We start from the raw sequence: 19,677 nt of genomic DNA on the forward strand, positions 1-19,677 counted from the left end.
AATGGGCGTTAAGAAAAGGCTTGATGTTTTTTTAGTTGAAAAAAACTTTTTTACGACGCGTTCACGGGTACGCGACGCCATTATACGCCAAACTATTAAAGTTGATGGCGAAATAGTTTTTAAAGCTGGGCAAATCATTTCTAATGACGCAGACATTGTAGTTTGTGATCCTGCACAAAATTATGTTTCACGTGCGGCGTTAAAATTGATCAGTGCACTTGATACATTTCCGATTATAACAGATAAAGTAACTGCCATTGATATTGGTGCATCGACAGGTGGTTTTACACAAGTTCTTTTAGAGCGTGGAGCAGCACATATTATTGCTGTTGATGTTGGTAATAATCAGTTTGATGCACGTTTATTTGGGAACAGTGCGATAACTTTATTAGAAGGCTTAAATGCTAGAGATTTAAAACAGAAACATTTAGAAGGTCGGGAAATTGATCTCATAGTATCAGATGTTAGTTTTATTTCTCTCAAACTTGCATTACCTCCCGTTTTGTCTTTAGCTAGGAAAGGAGCTCAAGCGGTTTTATTGGTAAAGCCACAATTTGAAATTGGTCGAGAAGCTATCGGTAAGGGCGGGGTATTGAGAAATCCATCAATAGCAAAACAAACTGCTGAAGATCTTTTTGATTGGCTAAACACTCAAAGAGAGTGGACCGCGAAAGGTTTGCTTCCTTCACCCATAGCAGGTGGTGATGGCAATATAGAATATTTGTTATTCGGGGAAAAAAAGAGTGAATAACAGAGTTATAATCGACCATATCGGACCTAACGGTTATGCTATTTCAAATACACCGTATGGCTCTATCTATGTTCCTTTTACTTTACCAGGAGAGGTTGCTCTAGTTTCTCTTCGTGGGAAATATGGAAAACTTATTACATTAGAAGAAAAATCACCAGAACGTATTGAAGCTAATTGCCAACATTTTGAGCATTGTGGAGGGTGCATGCTTCAGCATTGGCGTAGCGATTTTTATAGCTCTTGGAAACGCCAACTGGTTGTTGATGCGCTTAAAAGGCATGGGATTGATGTCTCTGTTTCTCCTTTAATTGAATGTGGACATCACACTCGCCGACGAATTACTTTAACAGCGCTTGCCACTCAGAAAGGTCATATTATTGGTTTTAACCGTTATTTATCTCATGATGTTATCGCCCTCAAGGAATGTCCAGTCACACGTTTAGAGATTATGTCTAAATTAGATGATATCAAGGTTCTTTGTGGTCTTGTAAGTAATCATAACAAACGGTTTCATATTACGATAACGTCTGTTGAAAATGGCTTAGACGTTGCTTTGAATGGGTGTGTTGTGCGGGATGAGCACATTCGTCAGAAAATGGTGCATGCAGCCCTTTCATGTGGAATTACGCGTCTGTCTGTTGAAGGTGAGGTTTTGATTGAACGAGAAAAACCATTGGTTTGCTTTGGAGATGTTCGTATTGAACTTCCTCCTGGAGGTTTTCTTCAAGCCACTTTTGAAGCAGAAAATATTATGAGTAATATTATTTTATCTCATTTAAAAAAGGCAAAGAATGCTGTTGATTTGTTTTCCGGAGTGGGAACATTTGCGTTGCGTATGGCAAAAAAAGTAAATGTTCACGCGGTTGAGAATGATGGGGTAGCGTTAGAGAATCTAAATCGGGCAGCACGTTTTGCGACCGGTTTAAAAACAGTAACTTGTGAAAAACGTGATCTCTTTCGTCGTCCACTTTCTGGGAAGGAACTTGAGTGTTTTGAGTGCGTTGTTTTTGACCCTCCACGCGCTGGTGCGCAAGAGCAGGTGCGTGAATTAGCGAAGGCGACAATCCCATGTGTAGTGGCAATTTCATGCAATCCTGTTACGTTTGCTCGTGATTTATCTCTTCTTGTTGCGAGTGGTTATACAATAGAACAGATCATACCGATTGATCAATTTTTATGGTCACCACATGTCGAAATTGTTGCTTTTTTAAGCAAAAAGAAAAAAAAGAAAGCTTGGAAGCTTTAGCCTAAAATTTTTTTAATGCCATGAAGATTTTTTTAAAAGTTTACTTGAGTATTATTATAAAATCTCTCCAAAATTCATCTATAATAATAACCTTTTTCTCGTTGAATTAAGAGCACTGAATGTAGAAAGTGTTTTTTATTTTAAACTTTTTATTATGAATATATAAAAGGTAAATTACCCCACACAAAAGACTAATGTATTACGAAGAAGATGTGTCTGAACAAGCCGGTGCCAGTGTTATATTTGCCATCTCCCAATGTGGCTACAACTTTTGGTACTTGAGAGGGGACATAAGAGAAATCTTTGGTCCTGTCTTTTACAGTTTTTATTCATATAACTCCCCCCACCTGTAACGTACAAACGAAAGGTTTTGATTGATTCAATATGGAACGAATTTGAAATGAGAGAATCTTATGGTATTCAAGGTTCTAATTCAATATGAACAACGATAGATTATCTTTATAGATCAATGCATTTTACCTCCCCCCTCACAAAGTGGTCGTGATAGATGAGGAGGAGGCAATATTGAAAAGGAATGAGAAAGCTTATTCCTTTATAAGCGCAGTTCCACCGATTGTCATATTATTGATTCGAAGATGAGGTTGCCCAACACCAACAGGGACATTTTGTCCAGCTTTTCCACAGATACCGATACCATTATCAAGTTTACTATCATTGCCAATCATTGTAATACGTTTCATAGCATCCGGTCCATTTCCAATAAGAGTTGCGCCTTTGATTGGTGCACCAATTTTACCATTTTCGACTCGGTATGCTTCAGTACATTCAAAGACGAATTTTCCAGAAGTAATATCAACCTGTCCTCCACCAAATGAAACAGCATAGATACCATGTTTGAGTGAAGAAAGGATTTCTTCAGGTGTTTTATCTCCTCCTAGCATGATTGTATTGGTCATTCGTGGCATTGGTACATGAGCATAAGATTCACGCCGTCCATTTCCAGTTGATTTACCTCCCATAAGCCGTGCATTAAGCCTGTCTTGCATAAAACCAACGAGCTTTCCATCTTCAATAAGAACGTTATATCCTGAAGGGGTCCCCTCATCATCGACAGTGAGAGAGCCACGGCATTGTGGAATTGTTCCATCATCAACAACTGTAACACCTTTTGCCGCAACTTGTTGTCCTAAAAGTCCAGCAAAAGCAGATGTTTTTTTACGGTTAAAGTCACCTTCTAAACCATGACCTACGGCTTCATGGAGCATAACGCCAGGCCATCCATTGGCTAAGACAACATCAAAAGACCCTGCAGGTGCTGCTTCTGCTTCTAAATTTGTTAAAGCCATACGTAAGGCTTCATCCGCAGCTTTTTTCCAATTGTCTTCATGAATAAATTTGTCAAATGCTTGTCGCCCTCCACATCCATAAAAACCATTTTCACGTCGATTGCCTTCAGCTACGACCACAGATATAGAAAGTCGCACAAGGGGACGAATATCACGAACCAAATAACCATCTGCACGTAAAATTTCAACATGTTGTAGCGAGCCGGAAAGAGAAGCAGTCACTTGATGCAATTTATCATTTTTAGCACGTAAATAGGCATCAATTTTTTGCAAAAGAGCACTTTTTTCTTCAAATGATGGAGCATCAAGGGGATTATGCGGTTGATAAAGTCTTTTGTTTGTTTGTTGAGGTGCTATGCTATAAGTCCCTGGATGATTATTATAGGTAATAGCTTTAGCTGCTTCACTGGCACGTTTAAGTGCAGCAGCTGATAATTCACTAGAATATGCATATCCGGTAGCTTCTCCAGCAACGACACGCAGACCAAATCCCATATCTTGATGGAAAGAGCCGTTTTTAAGCTGTCCATTATCAAATAAAAGAGCTTCGCTTTCTGTATACTCAAGGTAAAGCTCACCATCATCAGCATGATGAAGCGTTTCCTGTACAAGTGATTGCACTTTAGAGGAATTAATATCAAAATGATCAATCAGCGATTTCATAAGAATTATCCTATTTTTATGGAGACTTAGAAGATTTTTATTAATCTAATTTAAGAAGCTTTCAAAATATACAATGAGATTTTAATCGTCTAAAGTGTATCGATTTCATTCATGTAGGTAAGGTTGCATAGGCGTCGCCAAGACCATGAAGGTCAACGAAACCTCCAATTCCTTGTTCAGGAGTTGTAAAGATAAAATAGGTTGCCATTTTTCCTTTTAAAAAGAGCTGCAATATATCTTCTTTAAGAAAGGCTTCAGCAACACAATTATCACCAAGACAACGACGATATTCCATTCTGCCCATATTTTTATCGTCAATTTTAATTCCAACGCCAGGACGTAATTCAACGCGAATCGGAACAAAAACACGCATCAAAGCACCTTGCTTTTGAGGAAGTTTATAAAATGTAACACGCAAGGTAATATCATGACGACCTTGTGTATGAACGTTTTGTACAACTTCACACTGCATGTTAGGTGTACCTGGCGGTAGAGTACAAACTTTTGTCCATGCACCATAAGTTTGTGGAGCAGGGACATTTTGCGCATAGGGTGTTTGTGCAAATGCATGATTGATAAAACTACTATAAAGTGTGTAAAGAACAGAACCAATAAAAAAATTTTTTTTAAGTAATTTATAAAGTATCACAGAAAATCCTATCCGACTCAACACACACAACCATGCATAGATTTACATAAAAAAATGAATTCCCCACATAAAAACTATAACACAAAATCAGTATTTACCAAAATATATTAATCCATAGGATATATTTTTATGATACATTTGTAATGTAGGAGAGAATGTTGATTGAAAAAATGTATTTTTGTTGCCAATATTTCCATCTATTTTTAGGGGATACGTGCGAACGAGGTATTTCATATTTTCTCAAAAATACGATTGGTCTTAATTGATCATTTCCATACGCTAGATAATATTGGTTTTTGAACGATAGAAATGGAAAAGGGCTTTGAGCGGAATGTCAGTTTCAGGAGAGTTATCGGTTGTGAATGGTAAATCAACGCCACCAAAATCCGGTATTGGTGATTATATCACATTATTAAAGCCACGTGTTATGTCTCTTGTGGTTTTTACGGCTCTGGTTGGTTTGCTTGTATCGCCTGTTCCTATCAATCCGTTGTATGGTTTTTTAGCGATTTTATGTATTGCAATCGGTGGTGGCGGTGCGGGAGCACTGAATATGTGGTATGATGCTGACATTGATGCCATGATGGAACGGACCCAAAAGCGTCCTATTCCTATGGGTAAAATCAGTTCCCGAAAAGCATTTATTTTTGGCATGGTTCTTTCTATGCTTGCGGTATTGATTATGGGGAACTTCATTAATTGGCTTGCAGCATTTCTTCTTGCGTTCACAATCTTCTTTTATATCGTTGTCTATACAATTTGGCTAAAGCGTATAACGCCACAAAATATTGTTATTGGTGGTGCAGCTGGAGCCTTCCCACCTGTGATTGGATGGGCTGCAGCAACGGGTACGGTGAATATTGAGAGTTTTTTGTTGTTTTTAATCATTTTTATGTGGACCCCCCCACATTTTTGGTCCCTTTCTTTATTTTCATCTCTTGATTACGGTGCAGCGGGTATTCCTATGATGCCTAATGTACGAGGTGAATATTCAACAAAAAAGCAGATTTTATTTTATACTGTCCTTATGGCAATATGCGCCGCTGGACCTTTTATGAGTGGTTTTGCGGGAATTTCCTATGGTATTTTTTCGACAATTTTAAGCATGATCTTTATTTATTTTGCCTATCGTTTATGGAAAGCCAATACGCATGATGCAACTATTTTAATGGCAAAAAAGACGTTTTTCTTTTCGTTATTTTATTTGGCTACTATATTCGGAGCTCTTTTAATTGAATCTCTAGTTTGGAGGTTTTTCATCTCTTAAATTTGATGTAATCAAGCAGTGGAAATTGAAAATCGTGTCTTAATAAAGTACCACCTTAACCTAAAAAAGGTTAAAATGCTGTTCCATAAAGGAGATAACATTTCAGAATTTTTTTCTGCCTGTTTTTCCTGCCTGATATATAGCAATAGTATGTTGAGGTATGTAATAAAAGCATAAATATTAAGGGATAAATTATGTTAAAATTCTCTCCTTTAACAATGCGACTTTGTAGTCCGCGGGGGTTTTGTGCTGGGGTTGATCGTGCGATTCAGATTGTTATTCTCGCGTTAAAAAAATATGGCGCTCCAGTCTATGTTCGTCATGAGATTGTGCACAATCGTTATGTAGTTGAGGGCTTGCAGCAGCGTGGAGCTATTTTTGTTGAAGAGCTTGATGAGATTCCAGAAGAGCATCGTGGTCAACCCGTTGTATTTTCTGCCCATGGGGTACCAAAATCCGTACCAGAAGAAGCACGTCGATATAATTTGCTATATCTTGATGCAACATGTCCTTTGGTTTCTAAGGTTCATAAACAAGCGATAAGACATCAACGGCATGGCCGTCATGTCATATTGATTGGTCATTCTGGTCATCCAGAGGTAATAGGAACAATGGGACAGCTTGAAAAAGGGGCTGTTACATTAATTGAGACAGTAAAGGATGCTTTACATTATCAACCAGATGATCCCCAAAAGTTGGGATTTGTTACGCAAACAACACTTTCTGTTGAAGATACAGCGGAGATTCTTGATGTGTTGCAACGGCGTTTTCCTATGTTAGAGTCACCGGCAGCTGAATCAATTTGCTATGCTACAACGAATCGGCAAGAAGCTGTTAAAGCCGCAGCGTTGGGAAGTGATCTATTTTTAATTGTCGGTGCACCAAATTCTTCTAATTCACGACGTTTAGTAGAAGTTGCTGAGAGGTTTGGTGCGCGCCAAGCTATTTTAGTGCAAGGTGTTAACGAAATTGATTTTGATCGTCTTGGAGCACTTTCTGTTGTGAGTCTCTCAGCTGGTGCATCTGCTCCTGAAGTTATTGTTAATGAAATTATTACAGCTTTTCGTAAGCGTTATGACGTTAAAATAGAATTAACTGAGACTGCAGTAGAAACGGAGACATTTTTAGTTAATCGGGAATTGCGTGATGTCATTTTAACCCCTAAAGATATGGCTTTCGTTAATGGTCGAACTGAGTCGTTAACAAATGCAAATGATGATACATAAAAGGCTTAAAACGAAAGCAAAATAATGGCAGTTTATACTGATATTCATCAGAATGATTTGAAGGCATTTTTGACACGTTATTCGATAGGTTCACTTCTGTCCTATCAAGGCATAGCGGAGGGTATCGAGAATTCTAATTTTATGCTTTATACAACGGAAGGGAAGTTTATTCTAACGCTTTATGAAAAACGTATTTCAAAAGATGATTTGCCTTTTTTTTGTAGTCTTATGCAATACTTAGGGCGACGTGGAATCCCTTGCCCTCAACCAGTAATTCAAAGTGATGGGACAACAATTGGGGAATTAGCAGGACGTCCTGCTGCTATTATTACATTTCTGGAAGGAATGTGGGTTCGTCAAGCCGATATATATCATTGCTGTGAAGTGGGTAATAATCTAGCGCAATTGCATTTAGCAGGACAGGATTTTTCGCTTAACCGTAGGAATACTCTTTCTCTCGTCGATTGGAAACTATTATGGAAAAGTTGCCAAACAAGTGAAGATACGTTGCTTAAAGAGTTTGGAAGAAAAATTGATACTGAGTTGGCTTTTTTAGAAAAAAATTGGCCATCGAATTTGCCAACAGGTATTATTCATGCCGATTTATTTAATGATAATGTGTTTTTTTTGAATCGTCGTCTTTCTGGTATTATAGACTTCTATTTCGCTTGTACTGATTTTTGGGCTTATGATTTAGCTATCTGTTTGAATGCTTGGTGTTTTGAACAGGACCATTCCTATAACCTTACCAAAGCACGTGGACTATTGGAAAATTATCAAAAGATAAGGCCATTGGTGCCCTTAGAATTGAACGCAATTATTTTTTTGGTGCGTGGTGCAGCTTTACGCTTTTTACTTACGCGCCTTTATGATTGGTTTAATACACCACCCGGTAGTTTTGTCGTTAAGAAAGATCCGTGGGAATATTGGCACAAGCTTTGTTTTTTCAGTAATGTAAATTCGCTAAGTGAATTAGGTTTTTGAATTTTATGTTAAATAAGCAAAAAATCGTCGAAATTTATACAGATGGTGCTTGCTCAGGTAATCCTGGAGTTGGAGGGTGGGGAGCAATTTTACGCTGGAATGGTCATGAACGTGAGCTTTATGGTGGAGAAGTACAAACAACTAACAATCAAATGGAACTGATGGCGGCAATTTGTGCGTTGAAAGCACTTAAAGAATCTTGTTCTGTTGATCTTTATACGGATTCTGTTTATGTGCGCAACGGTATATCTTTATGGCTTGAAGGATGGAAGAAGAATAATTGGCGTACTGTATCAAAAAAAGCTGTTAAAAATAGAGAGTTATGGCAAGCTCTTGAGGATGTTTGTTCTCGTCATACTATCAGATGGCACTGGGTAAAAGGGCATGCGGGACATCCAGAAAATGAACGCGCAGATGCGCTTGCTCGCAAAGCAATTACTCAATATCGTGAAAATGGACGTTTTCCAGCATAATTGCTGTTTGAGAGCTTTTTTCTTTTATCACGGAGTCGTAAGAGGGGTTGGCGGCGTATGGAATATGAATGTTCCACTTAAGGCGTGATCTTTAAAAGAAACTGTATAAAAAATTTTTTGGTTTATTTCTTCTGGTGCGAAATAGAGTGGAGCACTGAAGAGTGTATATTCTGCGTTATCACTGATTTTTCTTGCTGCTCCAATTTGCATTTCTCCTCCATCTAAAAAGAGAGAGGAAGGTGTAGTTTTGTTGTTATTTTGTATTTTTATAAGAAGGGTACTGTTATTTTTTTCGGCACTTATTTTTAGTGCATTCTGCATCATGCGGGGCAAAGAATCTTGCGCCTTTTTTAAGAAGGAAGCAGGAAGATGTTTATTTTTAAGAGCAGATGGCGAAAAATCAAAGTTAACAGTAAATGGAAGACAGATCTTATTACATAATCCAAGAGTGAAAGCACCGCTTAAATTTTTGCTTGAACCAGAAAGATTGAAGGGCAATATTACTTTATCTTTATAACCTAATGACCAATCATTTTCTGTTTCAAAAAGCTGTGGAGTAGGATAAAAGATTTCATAAGAAATCTGTTGGTTGAAATTAAAAAATGGTGCCATGCCAGAATTACCTGGATTACGCCAGTAAGTTTTCCATCCTGGTTTAAGCTCAATTTCAATAATGCCTTCTCTTATTCCAGAAAGAGAAGGTTCTGTGATTGCTAATCGGATACGACCACCATCTGATTTATACCAAGATGTTGCGAAAAGCTGGAGTTTTTGTTTTGTTTGAGCATTTACAGGAATGTTAAGTAATTCTAAAACTATGAATGTTAAGCTTAAAGTAACTAAAAGCTTTTTATAAAAGAAAGTTGCGATATTTTGTAAATTTGTAAATATATGACTTTTTTTCATTGGAGTTTTATTTTCCTAGTATGCTAAATGAACGAACTTTTATCATGTAAATTATGGAGAATAACAGATTAATGAAGCGGTGTAATGGCTTTTTAGGTGGACAATTACTCATAGCAATGCCTGGGATGAATGACAAACGCTTTATTCGTTCTGTTATTTATATTTGTGCGCATTCTGATGCCGGTGCGATGGGCATCATTCTTAATCAATTGCATCATATTGATTTTCCAGAGCTTTTGCTTCACTTGGGAGTCATAGACAGTGACCAAAAAAAAAGCCTTTCTGAACCAATAAAACAGTTTCCAGTTCGCTATGGTGGTCCTGTTGATCCTTCGCGTGGTTTTGTCCTTCATTCAGATGATTATGCTTGTGAAGAAACTGTTTTTATTGCAGATAAGGTCTGTTTTACTGCGACAATTGATATATTAAAAGCGATCAGTTGCGAACAAGGTCCGCAACATGCACTGATAGCATTAGGTTATGCTGGATGGAAAGCGGGACAACTTGAGGCAGAAATTTCTACAAATGGTTGGCTAATCAGTTCTACATCACCTAGTTTTCTTTTTGAAAGCGATTTAAGCTGCAAGTATGATAAAAGTTTAATACGCATGGGTATCGATCCAACTTATCTTGCTTCTGAAATGGGACACGCGTAGAGTTTTTTCTAAGCTTTTTAACTTTACACGTTATTTTATCCCTTATGTTTTTATTTTATAAGGGAAATGGCTCTGAACGAGCGTAATTAATTCTTCTATGGCAATCGGTTTCGTTACAAGTGTGCTTTGAACATATTTACAGCCTTCTTGACGGAGGAAGATTGCTTCTTTTTCATTTTCAACACCTTCTGCGATAATTTGCAAATTAAGATCTGTTGCCATATTAATGATAGACTTGAGAACAATTTTCTTCTTAAGAGAGTCGATTGAGATAAGTGAACGATCAAGTTTAACCATATCAAATGGATAACGTACGAGATAGGTCAGAGACGAATAACCTGTTCCAAAATTATCGAGTGCAAGATTCATTCCAAGTGTTTTAATTTGTTCGAGAAAGTGCGCTGATTGTTCAGGATTATTTCTTAAGACGAATTCAGATATTTCAATCATCAAACGCCCCTTGTGGAGCGGATGACGAAGCAAAGCGGCGCGCAATTGACTGATAAAACGAGGATGAATCATTTCTGCGCTTGGTAAATTAATTGAAATAAAGAAAGATTGTTGGGAAAACTTTTCTTGTACATTTATAAGATCGATAATGGCATTATCGATGATAAATTGTGACAAATTCATAACAATTTGTTCGTTTTCTACGATTTTTATGAAATCAGAGACATTTAAATTTCCATAAGTGGGATGATGCCATTCTACAATTGTTTCAAAACCAATAATATGTCCGTCTGATAAATTAAGAATAGGATGGTAGAGGATTTTTATCTCATTACGTTTTATGGCATAATGAACATCTTTCTCCAGAGTATTATGTTCGAGACCCAAAGTGCGAAAATTAGGACGGAAAGGTTCAATATGGTTTCCACCCATTTGTTTTGCGCGAATCATCGCTAATTCACTATCATTAAAAATATCTTTAGCCGTCGATCGGCTTTCACTCCATGTAACCAATCCGATAGACGTTGAAAGGATTATTTTGTTTTCTGAAAGTGAAATAGGTGCTGAAATTGTTTTGTGCAAATGATCTGCAAATGCTGCAATTTTTTGTGGTTCAGTTTCACTGAGTAAAATAATTGCAAAGCGGTCTGCTGAAAGGCGCGATAAGGTGTCTTGAAAATTAATGAGACGGTTTAAACGACGTGCAATTATAAGCAGTACAGTATCCCCAACTGCTATGCCTAATTTGCGATTAATTTGGCGAAAATTGTCAAAATCAATCATAAAGACAGTCGGTCTAATTTTGATATTTGCTTTCGCCAAAGAGGTATAATTTTGTAGTCTATCAAAGAAAATTTGTTGATTAGGAAGGCCGGTTAAGCTGTCGTGGATTGCATCATGCAATAAGCGTTCTTCGGATTTTTTGTGGTTAGTAATATTGACAATGGTTCCAATGACACGTGTGATTTTCCCATCTTTTTGCATAGCCGGACGTGCACGAAGAGAAAACCAATGATAATAACCACCACCAGAAGAAAGCCGAAAAATTTGATCAATGCGTCCTTTTTTATTTTTAAGAATGATATCTAATACGGCTTGAAAGCGTTCACGATCATCATGGTGCAAGGCTGAAATCCAGTTGCGCATAGGTCCATTGAGGTTATGAATTTCAGTACCAAAAAGGGTTGCCATGTTTGGATGTACAACAATACGGTCACGCTCAATATTCCAATCCCAAATAATATTTCCAGCTCCCTTTGCTGCGAGTACTTGTTGTTCAAGGTCGGAAAATATTCCTTCATGGAAAGCATCATTAGAAAAAGTTTGTTGCAGGACAGTAAAGCTGATGAGAAGAACAATGAGCACTAATCCTCCCGCTAATGCTGGCTGGATAATATCATTGTTTAAATATCCAGCTATGCAGGCATAGGCTCCAACACACCAAAAGCTAAGGAGCAACCATGTTGGGATAAGCATAATGGCACGGTCATAGCTTCTGATTGAGAAATAGATGATTAATATTATACCAAGCACAGCGGTAAGACCACAAGACAAACGCGCAATTCCAGCTGCTCTGATTGGATCATAAATAGCAAAGGCTCCTAGACTGCAAAAGGCAATGGTCCAAGCGATAGCACCGTAACTAAAATGATAATGCCAGCGGTTAAGGCTGAGATAGGTAAAAAGAAAAATGAAGAGTGTAGCAGTAAGTGCTACTTCTGTACCAGAACGCCAGATTGGTTGTGTTGTGAGTGTAACTGCAAAGAATTTATTTAAAAAGTTGAAGTCAATACCAATATAAAAAAGCACAGCCCAGGCAACAGCTGCTGTTGCAGGAAACAGCCCTGTTCCACGGACGACAAAGAGAACAGTTAACAAAAGTGCTAAGAGACCAGATATACCAAGGAGAATACCATGATAAAGCGTATAAGAATTAATTGCATCTTTATAAGCTTCAGGTTGCCATAAATAGATTTGCGGTAGATTTGCAGAGTTAAGTTCGGCCACAAATGTAACAACAGCACCAGGGTTAAGAGTAATATGAAAGATATCAGAGTTTGCACTAAGTTGACGATCGAGGGAAAAACCTTCGCTTGGCGTTATGGATTGTATCCTTGCTGATCCAAGGTCTGGCCAAAAAAATCCAGAACGCGCCATGCGGTAATGGGGGGCAACAATGAGACGATCGACTTGTTCATCTGTTGGATTTGCAAGAGAAAAAACTGCCCAATTTCCGGAAAATTTTTCATTTTTTGCCTGCACTTCAATACGCCAAACAATACCATCTGGTCCTGGTGCTGTACTTGTTTGAAAAATAGAGCTGTTTGTATGGTGAATTTCAATTGCTTGTGAGAGATCAAGAGCAGCATCCTGAGAAGAAATTTTAACTGGCTCAATTGCTTGTGCTGATGTAAGATGGACAAGAGAACTAACGACTACAATGAAAATGATGTCAATTATTTTACGCAAACTCTTCACAATGTCCCACTCTCAATATTTTAGGATGTTTAACTTTCATTTCGATTTTTGAGAAAAAACGTCCACCTTTTATAATTTATTTACATAATAAATTGTTATCACTTTTTCTTAAGTTATGTGGTTTTATATACAAATAGACCACATGTTCATTTTCTTCAATGGAACTTGAAGCAAATGAAATTCTGTATTTTAAAAGGGCAAAGTTAAACCATGAATTTCCAGATTTCACGGATATAGCTTCACTCATTAGAATCTTTATCACATGAAGTATGAATTGGGTAGTTTTGTACGCTTCTTTGCCCAATATTTCCAAAACTTATTTAATGAGAAGAGCTTTTGTGGTAAATTTTGCGATAAAATATGTGTATGTTATTGTGATGCTGTTTTGAAAAGAAGTTTTTTACTTTAGCTTGTATGAAAGAGTTGACGTTAAATCATCAAAATTTATGAGGGGTCCTACAGGTCCGACAGCAGTTAATGTTGGAGTGGAATTTGTAAAAAGACTATGTGCTAAATCAGTTAATCTTTTAGGCGTGATGAGATTGAGGCGTTCAATTGTTTCCGACATTGGAATTGGTCGACCATAAAGGAGTATTTGGCGAGCAATGAGATGTGCTTGACTAGAGGGATTTTCCTGTGACATTGTCAGATTCGCACGATATTGCGTTTGTGCTCGTTGCAGTTCATTGGCGTGAATATTTTTGCTGACCTTGGAAAGTTCATCAAGAATCACGGGAATAAGTTCTTTGAGCCCTTCTTGTCCGGTAGCTGCGTGAACACCAAAAAGCCCAGTATCTGAAAATCCCCAATGAAAAGCGTAAATAGAATAGCATAATCCACGTTTCTCTCTTACCTCTTGAAAAAGACGTGAAGACATACCACCACCAAGAATAATTGAAAGAATTTGGGCAGCATAAAAATCACGCGCATGATAAGCACGCCCTTCAAACCCTAGAACAACTTGTGTATCCATTAAATCGCGATATTCACGAAAGTCGCCACCGACATAATTTGCAAGATTAGTAAGAGGTGCGGTTGAATGGGAGCGAAAAGTACCAAGACGACTTTCAACTTCTCGCAAGAAACTTTCGTGTTTTACAGCTCCTGCAGCAACGACAATCATACGATCTGCACTATATTGTTTATTGATGAAATTATGGAGATCAGTAGATGTAAATGATTGAATAGTTTTAGCTGTTCCTAAAATAGAGCGTCCAAGGGATTGATGACGAAAGGCTGTTTCTGTAAAGTGATCAAAAACAATATCATCAGGAGTGTCATGAGCGGCACCAATTTCCTGAAATATTACTTGTTTTTCTCGTTCTAGTTCATTGTCGTCAAATTTTGAATGCATTAAAATATCGGCTAAAATGTCTATAGCAAGTGGGATATCGCTTTTAAGTACACGTGCAAAGTAAGCTGTTGTTTCAATACTGGTTGTGGCATTGATTTCACCGCCAACATCTTCAATATCGGTTGCAATTTGAAAAGCAGTGCGGTTTTCGGTTCCTTTAAAAGCCATATGCTCAAGAAGATGAGCAATACCATGCTGTGTGGAGGTTTCATTGCGTGAGCCTACTTTAACCCATATTCCGAGGGCAACACTATTAATTTGTTGCATTGTATGTGTGGCGATAGTCAAGCCATTGCTAAGGCGACATATATCTACATCCATGTATTTACAACTCCATTAAATAAACTAAATACCTCATTGTAAGGGTATTAGAATATTCTTGATTTAAGTTAATGCAGCTAACTTTAATAAGATGCACGCGATTTTAAAGAGATATAATCTTTTACTATTTTTTCATCATTAGCAAGACTTACAAAGTGTTCTTCGCGTTTCATTACATCATTGAGATGAGATGGCCATGGGGCATGAAGTCCACAAGCACTTTTAATAGTACCAGGAAATTTAGCTGGATGAGCTGTGGCAAGGACGATCATTGGAATATGGTTTTTTTTGTTTTTACGCGCTACTTGAAGAGCGACGGCTGTATGTGGATCAACAAGATAGCCACTTTCCTTATAGACACTATCAATTGTTTGAGCTGTTGCTGCCATGTTGCTTTTCCCAGCGGAAAATATGGAACGAATATTTTTGAGTTGCTTTTCATCAAGAGTAAAACGTCCTGATTGTTTCAAGTTTTCCATTGCATTGCGAATCCACATTGGATCACGATTGCCACTTTCAAAGAGCAAACGTTCAAAATTAGAAGAGACCTGAATATCCATAGAAGGTGATGTTGTATGGACTATTGGTTGTGTTTCGTAAGTACCAGTGGTCAATGTACGTGCAAGGATGTCGTTATCATTCGTTGCGATGACCAGTTGAGCAATAGGTAATCCCATACGGGCTGCGACATAACCTGCAAAAATATCACCAAAATTTCCAGTAGGAACAGTAAATGAAATAGCTCTATCAGGAGCTCCTAAGGAAAGTGCAGATGAAAAATAGTAAACAATTTGCGCCATGATACGTGCCCAATTTATAGAATTAACACCTGAAAGCGCTCTTTTTTTACGAAAATTGTGGTCATTAAACATTGCTTTGACAAGAGCTTGGCAATCATCAAAATTTCCTTCAATGGCAATGGCATGAACATTTGAACATTGATTGGTTGTCATTTGCCGTTGTTGAACAGGTGATACACGTCCTTTAGGAAATAAAATAAAAATATCTGAGTGTTCTTTTCCAGCAAAAGCCTGTATCGCAGCCCCTCCTGTATCACCTGATGTTGCAGCAATAATCGTTGCACATCTATTTTTTTTAGTCAAAACATAATCCATCAGTCGAGAAAGAAACTGCATTGCTACATCTTTAAAAGCTAAAGTAGGACCATGAAAGAGTTCGAGGATAAATTCATCTGCTCCAGTTTGTCGTAATGGACAGATTGCTGGATGGTGAAAGGTTGCATAAGATTCAGCGATCATATTTTCAAAAGCTGTATATTCGATTTCGTTATTCACAAAGGGCCACAGAATAGTTTTAGCAATTGTTGTATAGGACTGACCACGAAGTGCTCGTAATGCATCAAATGATAGCTGAGGAAATTTATCTGGCAGATAAAGCCCCCCATCACTTGCCAATCCCGTCATGATCGTTTCCGTAAAGCTTAAAGCAGGGGCTTCACCTCTCGTGCTGATATATTCCATAAGTCTTATCCTTTTTTTATTTCTGGAAAATTGGTGAAGTTATTTATTTCACGTTTTTCATAATATTTAAATTATTAAATGGATAGAGTTTTTAACCCAATAATGAAAGGAAATAGTCTTAAGCATTTTTATTTTGAGATATAAACGTCAAATTTTCACAGAAAATCTGTTAAAGTCGAAAATTTTCTCTCTATTATTCACTCACTTAAATTTTGCAACGTATCTTCATTTGTGCACCTTCTTAAATAATAAAGTCAAATAGATAGAATGGTATTTATTGAAGAACTTTTTTGTAAAACTCAATCATTCATCGTTATTTTATGCTCTTATACTTTGTAACAATTAAATCTGCTAAAATGAATGTTGAAATGATACAACTCAAAATTCACACTGGAAAATTTATAAGGTAATTTTATGGCATTTCGTGCGCAAATCTATACTGTGAATAATTTTTGTTTAGCTTAATTTATTATTTTGTATACTAATAGATATTATATTTGTTCTATACAATATGGGAACCTAAAGTTTATCCATAGAAAACATACGACAGCCTGCTAAATGATGTGAAGCAGGCTGTAAAATATTCTTATTTTAAATAGAAAAAATAACTGAGTATCTTTGAATTATTTGCCTTTAAGTTTTCCTATTGCCCATCCGATTATCCCGCTAAATATGGACATAACAAATCCAGTCAAGAATCCAAAACCCAAAGCTCCTACTGTAGAAAAAACTCCTAGCGTAATTGGTTCAAATACTTTCTCAAATTTTCCTTCAATGGCAGTTTCACTTTTTGCTCCATGAGTGAAACTTGGGACATAAAGAGAAGCTATATCGATAGCTTTTTTCTTTCCCTGTTCTATTAGAGAGACAGTTTCCCATTGAATATCATTTTTCACATGATTGGCATGAACATTTATAACTTGTGAAAGCAAAAAAGCAACTGCTATAAAAATATTTAATACGTAAGTTTTCAATACCTTAATCATAATTTATCACCAATACTTTTACTTTTATTTTAATTTGAATTGAATAGATGCATCGGCAGAATTAGTGCACATTGAGAGAAACAGAAGCATTTAAAGCTTTTTCATTCTTAATGTGATAATTCATTAGTTTTTTGTCATCAACAATGGATAAATACAGAATATATCCATTGTTTATATTTCGTATGAGAAGGTTTTATTCTGATAAAATTTCAATTTTAAAGAGATTTAAAATACGATATTATTTTACCTATTATCCATCCTAAAAACATGCCTATCGTACTTGATGCATATCCAAGTGCCATCCCAACACCAAAGGTTCCGAGTGTAAGAGGTTCAACGACCTTTTCAAATTTTCCTTCAATAGTAGTTTCATTATCCACTCCAAGATTTAGAATGGGGCTATAGAGAGAAACGGTATGGACTGCATCCTGTTTTTTCTGCTCTATTGCAGAAACAAAAATATTCTCACGATAAGCATTATTTTGCAAATAGTTTGCATGTGCATTTACAACCTGTAAAAGAGAAAAGGCAGACATAATGAAAATACTTAACATATTATTTTTAAACAATTTAATCATAATTTACCTCAAATATTTTATACTATTCAATATATATGCGTAAATTTACACTTTTGATATTTGGATATAATCTACAATATTTATATCTTATAGAAAGAGAAGCTTCATTATGTTATTATTTGCAATAATACATCAACACATAATGAAGCCATTATTTTAGGATTTTAGACGAGGTTGAATTATTTGAACATCAATACTATGTCCTTTATCCAACTTATTATCGATCCGATAAAGCTTATTGCATATCCAGCAAACAATAGTCCCACTCCTATAGTCATAGGCTCAAGGACCTTTTCAATTTTCCCTTTACCTATTGTTCCATTTTCTGTTTGATAATTTACAGATGGAACATAGAAAGCAGTCGTAGAAACTATATTAGATTCCGCATACTTTACTTGTTCCATTGGGAAGACAGAAAATTCCTCTTTTTGAGTATCGTTTTTCAAATAGTTTGCATTAACATTTACAGTTTGAGAAATAAAAAAAGCGCTCGCTATAAAAATGCTTAAGATATAATTTTTAAATATTCTGACCATAACTTTACCTCAAATATTTTTAAGTTATATATGTAAGAAAATATACATAATGTTTATACATCTCACGCTATATACAATTTATATATTTCAATATGTATTTTTAGTCAATAATAAAAATACATATAAAAATATAAATATAATTTTTTATAAACATTATTGTAAAAATGTAACAGTAATAATTACAAAAATATTTTTTAAATTTTATAAAATATTTTGTTATGTATTATATATAAATAACATATTATGATCATATAATTTTTATAAAATGATATTAATATTATTTTTTTAATAAATTTATAGATACTAAAAAATATACATTTCTCTCATAGTATAAAGTATAGCTCGAATTGGATATAGATAAATGATATTATCTTTTTCTTGCCAATGTGAACAGCATATTACTGTGATGTAAAGCAGTGTATAGAAGAATATCAATTCAGACACATTTATGAGTGCTGAAAGATCGGCATTAGATAATATTTTTTAACATTTTCTTCTTTCCAAACTGAAAATCCGCTTTTATTTTTAGAAAGAGTGTCTTTTCTAAAGTTGGATTACTTTTGAAAAGATCTTATTTCATTGTTTATTTAAAAAGTCTATGTAAGTACTTTCGGAAAATTTTGAGCAACTACTTGTATCTCTTTACGTTGTTTAACATTTATGTGCTTTTTAAAGAAATTCTTCTCGAGGTACTCAAGCCTATTTTACAATTATAGATATGATGATAAAGTCCCATATATAAAATTCTTAGGGCATCAGAATCTTTGACGTTTATAAAGAAGAAAGATGGCATCGCTATACACTTTGCTCGCTCCTACTGTTACTACAATCTTTGCCTCTTGAGATAATTTATTAAGAGGCATTTTATTTCTTTCTTTATTTAATTCAGCATATCCAGATTTGAAATGAGAGAATCTTACAATATTCGGTTTTTTTTGTTTAATTTAATAATGATAAATTATGATTATAAATCAATGTTTTTGTCTGTAAATTACTTGGTGTGAAATGTTGTTTATAAAATGCACATCTTCATACGAATGTATTCTTTTTATCTTTTGTAATCTTAGGGAGGTTGTACCAATTGATGCTGTTAAAATACTGTTTAAGCTGCAAAGTAAATAAGCCTTCAACAAGTTTACGAGATTTGGATTGAGTAAATATAAGTCCTTCTAACTCAACAAGGACGCTTTTGTTGTTTTCAATAAACTCTTGTATTCCATAGATTCCGTGAATTTTAATCTGTTTTTCCATGATCAATACGCACATACTCTAAAAATTTACCATAGTGTGTGATTTTTTTTGATCAGATAGAAGAGGCTAGCAATTTTTCACATTTTATCGAGCAGGGCATCGTAATATTCCTTT

General features: G+C 35.9%; 17 protein-coding genes. 7 read left to right on the forward strand and 10 right to left on the reverse strand.

Going from position 1 to position 19,677, the window contains the following annotated elements:
- Position 1: 1 nt before the first annotated feature.
- On the forward strand, positions 2 to 751 hold the full coding sequence (locus tag ACFINF_RS03820; protein WP_375619743.1) for a TlyA family RNA methyltransferase: 750 nt from the start codon (positions 2 to 4) through the stop codon (positions 749 to 751).
- Entirely contained in the window at positions 744 to 1,997 is a 1,254-nt protein-coding gene (locus tag ACFINF_RS03825) for a class I SAM-dependent RNA methyltransferase (RefSeq protein ID WP_375619744.1), read from the forward strand. Before ACFINF_RS03820 ends, ACFINF_RS03825 begins: the two co-directional genes overlap by 8 nt.
- Before the next feature lie 545 nt (positions 1,998 to 2,542).
- Here ACFINF_RS03825 and tldD read toward each other — a convergent pair.
- Complete coding sequence (gene tldD, locus ACFINF_RS03830) at positions 2,543 to 3,967, reverse strand: metalloprotease TldD (RefSeq protein ID WP_375619745.1); 1,425 nt, start codon at positions 3,965 to 3,967, stop codon at positions 2,543 to 2,545.
- Between the two features lie 109 nt (positions 3,968 to 4,076).
- Positions 4,077 to 4,616, reverse strand: coding sequence for an invasion associated locus B family protein (locus ACFINF_RS03835; protein ID WP_375619746.1), 540 nt, complete (start codon positions 4,614 to 4,616; stop codon positions 4,077 to 4,079).
- 331 nt (positions 4,617 to 4,947) lie between these two features.
- On the opposite strand from ACFINF_RS03835, the gene cyoE reads away from it, so the two are divergent.
- From cyoE to rnhA, 4 genes are all read left to right on the forward strand, one after another.
- Positions 4,948 to 5,883 carry a heme o synthase gene (cyoE, locus tag ACFINF_RS03840; protein WP_375619747.1) on the forward strand — a complete coding sequence of 312 codons (936 nt, stop codon included), beginning with the start codon at positions 4,948 to 4,950 and terminating at the stop codon, positions 5,881 to 5,883.
- A gap of 194 nt (positions 5,884 to 6,077) precedes the next feature.
- Positions 6,078 to 7,109, forward strand: a complete 1,032-nt coding sequence (ispH, locus tag ACFINF_RS03845; protein WP_375619748.1) for a 4-hydroxy-3-methylbut-2-enyl diphosphate reductase — start codon at positions 6,078 to 6,080, stop codon at positions 7,107 to 7,109.
- A 24-nt stretch (positions 7,110 to 7,133) separates the two neighbouring features.
- Complete coding sequence (locus tag ACFINF_RS03850) at positions 7,134 to 8,093, forward strand: homoserine kinase (protein ID WP_375619749.1); 960 nt, start codon at positions 7,134 to 7,136, stop codon at positions 8,091 to 8,093.
- Positions 8,094 to 8,098: 5 nt separating this feature from the next.
- Complete coding sequence (rnhA, locus tag ACFINF_RS03855) at positions 8,099 to 8,566, forward strand: ribonuclease HI (RefSeq protein WP_375619750.1); 468 nt, start codon at positions 8,099 to 8,101, stop codon at positions 8,564 to 8,566.
- 27 nt (positions 8,567 to 8,593) lie between these two features.
- Here rnhA and ACFINF_RS03860 read toward each other — a convergent pair whose 3' ends face one another.
- Positions 8,594 to 9,472, reverse strand: a complete 879-nt coding sequence (locus ACFINF_RS03860) for a protein-disulfide reductase DsbD domain-containing protein (protein WP_375619751.1) — start codon at positions 9,470 to 9,472, stop codon at positions 8,594 to 8,596.
- Positions 9,473 to 9,543: 71 nt separating this feature from the next.
- Here ACFINF_RS03860 and ACFINF_RS03865 point away from each other — a divergent pair, with 71 nt between their 5' ends.
- A complete protein-coding gene (locus ACFINF_RS03865; RefSeq protein WP_375619752.1) occupies positions 9,544 to 10,128 on the forward strand; it encodes a YqgE/AlgH family protein in 585 nt (194 codons plus the stop codon).
- Between the two features lie 42 nt (positions 10,129 to 10,170).
- On the opposite strand, the gene ACFINF_RS03870 is transcribed toward ACFINF_RS03865, so the two are convergent.
- The 7 genes from ACFINF_RS03870 to ACFINF_RS03900 all read right to left on the reverse strand — a co-directional run bounded on the left by ACFINF_RS03870 (position 10,171) and on the right by ACFINF_RS03900 (position 19,578).
- On the reverse strand, positions 10,171 to 13,056 hold the full coding sequence (locus tag ACFINF_RS03870; protein ID WP_375619753.1) for an EAL domain-containing protein: 2,886 nt from the start codon (positions 13,054 to 13,056) through the stop codon (positions 10,171 to 10,173).
- A 400-nt stretch (positions 13,057 to 13,456) separates the two neighbouring features.
- Positions 13,457 to 14,731: a M16 family metallopeptidase gene (locus tag ACFINF_RS03875; RefSeq protein ID WP_375619754.1), complete on the reverse strand. Its 1,275-nt coding sequence runs from the start codon at positions 14,729 to 14,731 to the stop codon at positions 13,457 to 13,459.
- 83 nt (positions 14,732 to 14,814) lie between these two features.
- Positions 14,815 to 16,212, reverse strand: coding sequence for a threonine synthase (gene thrC / locus ACFINF_RS03880; RefSeq protein ID WP_375619755.1), 1,398 nt, complete (start codon positions 16,210 to 16,212; stop codon positions 14,815 to 14,817).
- Between the two features lie 623 nt (positions 16,213 to 16,835).
- On the reverse strand, positions 16,836 to 17,198 hold the full coding sequence (locus ACFINF_RS03885) for a hypothetical protein (protein ID WP_375619756.1): 363 nt from the start codon (positions 17,196 to 17,198) through the stop codon (positions 16,836 to 16,838).
- A gap of 215 nt (positions 17,199 to 17,413) precedes the next feature.
- Entirely contained in the window at positions 17,414 to 17,776 is a 363-nt protein-coding gene (locus ACFINF_RS03890; RefSeq protein ID WP_375619757.1) for a hypothetical protein, read from the reverse strand.
- Between the two features lie 179 nt (positions 17,777 to 17,955).
- Positions 17,956 to 18,312 carry a hypothetical protein gene (locus ACFINF_RS03895; RefSeq protein ID WP_375619758.1) on the reverse strand — a complete coding sequence of 119 codons (357 nt, stop codon included), beginning with the start codon at positions 18,310 to 18,312 and terminating at the stop codon, positions 17,956 to 17,958.
- Between the two features lie 1,029 nt (positions 18,313 to 19,341).
- Positions 19,342 to 19,578, reverse strand: coding sequence for a hypothetical protein (locus ACFINF_RS03900; protein WP_375619759.1), 237 nt, complete (start codon positions 19,576 to 19,578; stop codon positions 19,342 to 19,344).
- Positions 19,579 to 19,677: the final 99 nt, after the last annotated feature.

This window comes from Bartonella sp. TS25HLJMH (assembly GCF_042193505.1).
GTDB classification, from domain to species: domain Bacteria; phylum Pseudomonadota; class Alphaproteobacteria; order Rhizobiales; family Rhizobiaceae; genus Bartonella; species Bartonella grahamii.